6 protein-coding genes are annotated in these 5,825 nt (G+C 67.9%); 3 read left to right on the forward strand and 3 right to left on the reverse strand.

Going from position 1 to position 5,825, the window contains the following annotated elements; translation table 11 throughout:
- The 3 genes from U9980_RS02025 to U9980_RS02035 all read right to left on the reverse strand — a co-directional run.
- The coding region (locus tag U9980_RS02025) for an ATP-binding protein (protein WP_322766441.1) at positions 1-748 on the reverse strand (748 nt) is incomplete at its 3' end.
- A gap of 175 nt (positions 749-923) precedes the next feature.
- A complete protein-coding gene (locus U9980_RS02030; RefSeq protein ID WP_322766442.1) occupies positions 924-1,238 on the reverse strand; it encodes a putative quinol monooxygenase in 315 nt (104 codons plus the stop codon).
- A 52-nt stretch (positions 1,239-1,290) separates the two neighbouring features.
- Entirely contained in the window at positions 1,291-2,301 is a 1,011-nt protein-coding gene (locus U9980_RS02035) for an LLM class F420-dependent oxidoreductase (protein WP_322766443.1), read from the reverse strand.
- 356 nt (positions 2,302-2,657) lie between these two features.
- On the opposite strand from U9980_RS02035, the gene U9980_RS02040 reads away from it, so the two are divergent.
- The 3 genes from U9980_RS02040 (at position 2,658) to U9980_RS02050 (ending at position 5,778) form a co-directional block, all read left to right on the forward strand.
- Complete coding sequence (locus U9980_RS02040; protein ID WP_322766444.1) at positions 2,658-3,461, forward strand: enoyl-CoA hydratase/isomerase family protein; 804 nt, start codon at positions 2,658-2,660, stop codon at positions 3,459-3,461.
- Positions 3,462-3,585: 124 nt separating this feature from the next.
- A complete protein-coding gene (locus U9980_RS02045; RefSeq protein ID WP_322766445.1) occupies positions 3,586-4,737 on the forward strand; it encodes a CaiB/BaiF CoA-transferase family protein in 1,152 nt (383 codons plus the stop codon).
- A gap of 102 nt (positions 4,738-4,839) precedes the next feature.
- Positions 4,840-5,778 carry an aldo/keto reductase gene (locus U9980_RS02050; protein WP_322766446.1) on the forward strand — a complete coding sequence of 313 codons (939 nt, stop codon included), beginning with the start codon at positions 4,840-4,842 and terminating at the stop codon, positions 5,776-5,778.
- Positions 5,779-5,825: the final 47 nt, after the last annotated feature.

The raw sequence follows: 5,825 nt of genomic DNA on the forward strand, positions 1-5,825 counted from the left end.
GGCGCAGGTACTGGATCGCCGGATCGGCGGCGAAAGGGTGCAGGTTGCTGAACATCAGGGCGCCGCCCCGCGTGAGATGCCCGTTTTCGTCCAGAACCGCGCACTCACGCAAGAGGTCGGGGACGCTCAGCTCGGCGCGCCGGCGGCTCTGGGAGTCACCCGCCTCGGTGAGCCCACGGCGTGCCTCCTCGACCGCGCGTGGGGACACGTCGTCGACCCCCAGGTGCGTGGGCTCGGCGGACCAGTCGTATCCGCGACGCTCATCACGGATGACAGTTTCCCGGCCAGAAGTCATCGGCTCACAGGATGTGCCAATCCGTTCGCGGAGTTTTCCACCAGCCCGAATCAGGTCGAACGCCGTTTCCACGGTGATGAGTAGCAGGCGCGTGCCCTGCGTGATGCGACTTTCAATATCAACTACAAGTGGTGGCGACGTGTGTTGCCATATTCGATGGCGAAGATCGTCAGTGTCGAGGTCGGTCGGTACACCCACGAGGGCCGCAGGTCCGGCGCGGTCGTCGCGTACGCCAACGATGATCGTTCCTCCCCGACTGTTGGCCAGACATGCCACCGCTTCGGCGAGGTCGGCAGCCGCCGCCTTCAGCGGGTCGCGGTCGTTGCCCGCGGGACGCTTGAGCTCCTTGAAGTCGAGCGTCTGCGACTCCAGCTCTCGCGCTTCGCACCCCCCGAGCACCCCGTCGATCGCCCTGTCCGCCTCGTGGCGGAGTTGTTCACGACTCAGAGTCACAACAAGTTTTATATCACCCTGTCAAGGCAGGCTTGTATAAAACCCTGCCGGCAGATCGCGTCACCATCGCGCCCAGGCCGGCGGCTGACACCGTCCGGGCCTGACGATCAGGAGCACACCTGCCGGTCGGCCGGCAGGTCGTCGCTACGACCGTTTGAACCCGCCGACTCCAGGTTCAGGTGGGTAGGCCGACGCCGGTCACCGGGTTGAGGATGAAGCCCTTGCCCGGCTGCTCCATCAGGGCGTTCAACCGGCTACCGACCGCTGTCATGATCGGACCCTTGCCGTGGACCTTGAATGCAGCCTCGTCCGGGTAGAGCTCGTAGAAGGCGAACGAACCCGGCTTGTCGGCGCGCTGGTGGGAGACGTGCATCAGGGCGGCGGGCTCCTCGATCGTCATGGCCGCGCTGATTTCGGCCAGTATTGCGATCGCATCGTCGATCTTTTCCGGTGGAACCGAGAAGGTGAACATGACCGCGAGAGGTGGCATGGGCCGCTTCCTTCTGGGAGCTGCGACGTTTACGAGCTATGAGCGAGCGGATTCAGGAGACCTGGAGGGCGGCCACGATGTCTGGCCACAGCTTCTCGTCGGACGTGTACGGAGTGTTGAGGCTGACCCGTGTCATGACGTCGCCGTAGCGCCGGCGGAGCTCGGGCGCGATGTCGTCGGGCTCGCCCACGACGGCGAAGGCGTTGAGGACATCGTCGTCGATGAGGTCGCCCATCTCGTCCCAGGCTCCCCGCTTGGACAGCAGGTTGAGCTGCTCCTGGAGGCTGCCCCAGCCGTGGATCTCCAGGACGGGTCGGTAGGCGGGCGTCGAGGCGTAGAACGCTATCTGCTTGCGGGTACCGCGCGCTGCGTCAGCCAGCGCCTGCTCGTCGTGGCCGGTGACGACGAAGGGTGCTCCGGCGATGGTGAAGCCGTCGAGCGTTCCGTCAGCGGACTCACGCCCGGTCGTCAGCGCCGGGAGCGTCACCTCCCGCAGAAAACGCTCGGTGGTGAAGGGATGGCAGAGAAAACCGTCGGCGACCTCGCCCGCGACCTTCGTCATGAGCTCGCCGACGCCCGCGAGGAGCACCGGGGGGCGTCCGTGCGGGTTCGGGCCGGGGTTGAAGAACGGTGTCATGAGTGTGTGGGTGTAGAACTCGCCGCGGAAGTTCAGCTCCGCGCCGTCGTTCCAGCAGTCCCAGATCGCCCGGATCGCCAGGACGAGCTCGCGCATGCGGGCGGCCGGCCTGGACCACGGCATGCTGAAACGGCGGGTGATGTGGGGTTTGATCTGCGTCCCCAGCCCGAGCAGGAACCGGCCGCCGCTGGCGAGCTGGAGGTCGTTCGCCGCCATCGCCAGGTTCATCGGGCTGCGGGCGAAGGCAACGGCGATGCTCGTGCCGACCTGGATGCGGTCCGTGCCCGCCGCGGCCAGGGCCACGCCGATCAGGGGGTCATGCGCGGTCTCGCCGAGCCAGAGCCCGTCGTAGCCTCGGGCCTGGGCATCCTGCGCCAGGGCTGCCGCTCCGGTCGGATCGAGGATCCCGCCCGCATCGACCTTCACGTGTCCCGTCCCCTCGTCCACCTAGCCACGGCCTGCACGTAGCCACGGCCTGGCTGAGCCGATCTGATCTCTGTCGATCCGACTGGCTGTCGATCAGAATCGGAGGCTATCCCGTTAGAGTTAGACCATCAAACACATTGCACTACCAGAGCGCTGGAGCGTAGCGTCGGCAGCCGCGATCCCGCCGCATCGATCCCCACCCATCCGTTCTGAGGCGTCGGGTCTGAGGCGTCGGGTCTGACGCGTCGAGTTTGACGCGTCGGTTTGACATGGACGCATTGTCGCCCATGTTGTCGCCGGAGCGCGCAGGTCGTCACCAGGGGCAGGGCCGCCCCGGCTGAAGGAGTGGTGCAGCCTTGGAAACCATCAGTATCGAGGAAGCGGCTCCGCATGTCGCAGTCCTCACCCTCAACCGGCCGGATCGGCTCAACGCGATCACGCTGAAGATGTACGACGAGATCGAGGAGACCGTCGACGCCCTCTCCCGGGACACCTCGACCCGAGTTCTGGTGATCACCGGTGCGGGCCGCGGCTTCTGCTCGGGCCAGGACCTGCGTGACCTCGGCGCCGACCCCGCCGCCTCCGATCTGGGGCGGATCCAGTTCGGGATGGCCTGGCAGGCCCGCGCGTCCCGACTGATCAAGGCCGTTCACGAGCTGCCGCAGGCGGTCATCGCCGCGGTCAACGGCCCGGCCTCCGGCGCGGGGTTGGCCATCGCACTGGCCGCGGACATCCGTCTCGCCGCACGCTCCGCCCGCTTCAACGTCGCCTTCGTCCGGATCGGGCTGTCGGGTGCAGACATGGGCACCAGCTACTTCCTGCCCCGGATCGTCGGGCCGACGGCGGCGGCCGAGATGATGCTGACCGGCCGGCTCATCGACGCGCCGGAGGCCAAGGACAACGGTCTTGTCCTGCGGGTCGTCGACGACGGCACGGTGGTGGACGAGGCGGTGTCGATCGCTTCGGCGATCGTGGCCAACAGTCCGTTCGGAGTCCGGATGACCAAGCAGGTGCTCTGGAACAACATCGACGCCCCGAGTCTCGACGCCGCCATGCAGGTGGAGAACCGCACCCAGATCCTTGCCAGCCTGACCGAGGACTGCCGCGAGGCCGAGGCGGCCTTTCTCACCAAGCGCGCCCCCGTTTTCAGTAACAAGTGAACACGTGACCCGTTACAAGAAGCGATCTGTTACAACAAGTGACGGTTGACAGTGTGACCGTGCCACCTCTGGTGGACGGCACTGACAAGCAGACAAGCAGACAAGCAGACAAGATGGGCGTGCCATGGTCGAGAAGCAGGTGACCGCATCCGGCGGACCATTGCGTGGGGTACGCGTCGTGGAGCTGGCCGGTCAGGGGCCCGGACCGTTCGCGGCGATGCTGCTCGCCGACATGGGGGCGGACGTCGTCTCGGTGGATCGGTCGCCCGAGACCAGGGTGGAGCTGGCGCCCGCGCTACTCGCCCGCGGCCGGCGGACGGTGACCGTCGACCTGAAGGATCCGGCCGGGGTGGCCGCGGTGCTCGCGCTCACCGACGCCGCGGACGCCTTCATCGAGGGTTACCGTCCAGGCGTGGCCGAGCGGCTCGGTGTCGGCCCCGATGTCTGCCTCGCTCGCAATCCCGGGCTCGTCTACGGGCGGATGACCGGCTGGGGCCAGGACGGCCCCTATGCCCGCAGCGCCGGCCACGACATCAACTACATTGCGCTCGCCGGCGCGTTGGACCCGATCGGTCGGGAGGGTCAGGCACCGGTCCCGCCGCTCAATCTGGTCGGCGACTTCGGCGGCGGCGGAATGCTGCTCGCTTTCGGCGTGATGTGCGCGTTGTTCGAGGCGAAGGCGTCCGGCCTCGGTCAGGTCGTCGACGCGGCGATGGTCGACGGGGCCGCGCTGCTGATGATGATGACGCATGAGATGCGCGCGGCCGGGCAGTGGGACGGCCCGCGGGGCACCAACGTTCTGGACACCGGTGCGCCCTTCTACAACGTCTACGAGACCGCGGACGGCCGTTATGTCGCGGTCGGCGCGATCGAGAACAACTTCTACCGCACGTTGCTGGAGCTGGTCGGCCTCGACCCGGTGGATCCGGCCACGCAGTGGGACAAGGCCGGCTGGCGGCCGATGAAGGCCAGGCTCGCCGAGGTGTTCAGAACACGGACCCGGGACGAGTGGTGCGCGCTGCTGGAACATACCGACGCCTGCTTCGCCCCGGTGCTGTCGATGGACGAGGCGCCCTCGCATCCGCACATCGCCTACCGCGAGACCTTCACCGACAGCGGGGGAGCGGTGCGCCCGGCGCCCGCCCCACGTTTCAGCCGCACACCCGCGTCCACTCCGCCCGGCCCGGTCGAGGCGAGCCTCGACGAGGCGCTGGCCGGCTGGGGCGTGGCTGTCGGCCCATCAGCTGGGCCAGTTCGCCGCGCCGGGCTCGGGTAACGACCCCGGCTGCCCGGCGACGCCGCGTCCCCTATTGCCGGTCGCTCTAAGTGGTTGGCGCCGACCACTAAGTGTTTATAAGCGGATTGCGAAGGAGCGGGAATGCGTACCCGAAGAATCGGCAGCCTGGAGGTATCCGTCGTCGGGTTGGGTTGTAACCAGCTCGGCACCACCTGCGACGAGACCCGGACCGCAGCGATTCTCGACACGGCCGTCGACAACGGCGTGACCTTCCTCGACACCGCTGACGAGTACGGTGCCGGCGCATCCGAGGAGCTGCTCGGACGTCTGCTGGCCGCACGTCGTGACAAGGTGGTGATCGCGACGAAGTTCGGGTCGACCTACGGCGCGGCGCCCGGTGACGGCGGCGCGAGCCCCCGCTGGATCACGGCAGCCGTCGAGGCGAGCCTGCGGCGGCTGCGTACCGACCGGATCGACCTCTACCAGTTGCATTTTCCCGACCCGACCGTTCCGATCGAGGAGACCCTCGGCGCACTGGACGCGCTCGTCCAGGCGGGCAAGGTCAGGGAGATCGGCTGCGCGAACGTGGGAACGGCCCAGATCGACGAGGCGGCGCGCGCCGCAAAGGACCACGGCCTGCGGCCGTTCGTCAGCGTGCAGAACCGGCTCAACCTGTTGCGGCCGGAGGCGCTCGCCGACACCGTGCCGGCCGCGAGTGCCCATGGCATGGCGTTCCTTCCGTTCTTCCCGCTCGCGTCCGGCGTTCTCACCGGCAAGTACCGCCGGGGGCAGGCTCCGCCCGAAGGTACCCGCCTCGGGGATCATGTAGCCCCTGATGTGGTCGGGAAAATCCTTTCCGACCGCACGCACGATCGTCTCGAGGCCTTCGAGAAGCTGGCCGGCCAGGACGGGCACAGCCTCCTGGAACTGTCGATCGCCTGGCTGATCGCGCAACCGGCGGTGGCGTCTGTCATCGCCGGTGTGACCTCACCCGCGCAGCTTCTCGCCAATGTCGCCGCCGCCGAGTGGGAACTGAGCGCCGACACCGCGGCCGCGGTGTCGGCGCTCACCCACGGCTGAGCTCCGAGGCGCGTTCGGCAGGGGCTCCGGACGGTGCCCGCCTCGGA

Source organism: Protofrankia sp. Cr1 (assembly GCF_963555865.1).
In the GTDB taxonomy this organism is placed as follows: domain Bacteria; phylum Actinomycetota; class Actinomycetes; order Frankiales; family Frankiaceae; genus Protofrankia.